Origin of the sequence: Mesorhizobium sp. WSM4976, assembly GCF_029625685.1 — a bacterium.
GTDB lineage: Bacteria > Pseudomonadota > Alphaproteobacteria > Rhizobiales > Rhizobiaceae > Mesorhizobium.
Map to the genome: position 1 here is coordinate 1 of NZ_JARTVT010000105.1, position 782 is coordinate 782.

Here is a 782-nt window from a genome sequence, read left to right on the forward strand (position 1 = left end):
GAATCGAACGCGACTGATGTGGAGTCTCGGCCAAAATTATGGGCAATGGCTTGCTATTGCGGGTCTTTTTCGCCTCCGTACAGCGGAACGATTGGCGTCTGCCGGTGATTGCGTGTCCGGTTCCGGTCTACGATGGCGCACCAATGAAGGCACCTGCGCCTGGCTCGAAACGGCCGCATAAGTCACGATTCGCCGTGTCTGGGCCGATGCGATGCCGATGCTCGGCCGCTTTCCGAAGCTGCCGGCCAGACGATTTTTCGGCGATTATGGCGCCGGCTTGTTGATTGTGCCCACGCTTTTCTTTATCCAGCGGCGCGACGGAGAGGTGGCCGAGTGGTCGAAGGCGCTCCCCTGCTAAGGGAGTAGAGGTCAAAAGCTTCTCGTGGGTTCGAATCCCATCCTCTCCGCCATCGTCCCTGCGCTGTGCGCAACAAGCCTCCCTTCGCAAGGCGACTCTGCGGCAACAATCGGACAGGGCGACTCGCCGTGACGCCGCAATTCAGCCGGCCGATCGCCGGATTCGCCCGGATTCCATGTCTCGCGCCCCTCGATGGTTAACGAGAGCTTTCTGAGTGAGGCCAAATCGTGTCATTTGTGCAACAACCCCCGGGGATAGCGCCCGGACTGCCCTTGCGCCGATACGATCGTGGTTGAACGGCGCCGGCTCATGGGTAAAGGTCACATTCGAAGGAGCGGCGCGGTGCGCATCTTTTTCGGTAGTGGGGATGGGGCAGGGAACGCTGTCCTTCAGCAAAAAATACCCAGACCCGTTTTTTAACTTT

The 782-nt window shown here is 59.5% G+C and carries 1 protein-coding gene and 1 tRNA gene; both read left to right on the forward strand.

What is annotated here, in order from left to right; genetic code table 11:
- Window positions 1-211 precede the first annotated feature (211 nt).
- A complete protein-coding gene (locus P9272_RS35915; RefSeq protein WP_278164958.1) occupies window positions 212-358 on the forward strand; it encodes a hypothetical protein in 147 nt (48 codons plus the stop codon).
- A tRNA-Ser gene (locus P9272_RS35920) sits at window positions 320-410 on the forward strand. The genes P9272_RS35915 and P9272_RS35920 overlap by 39 nt, the downstream gene beginning before the upstream one ends.
- Window positions 411-782 lie beyond the last annotated feature (372 nt).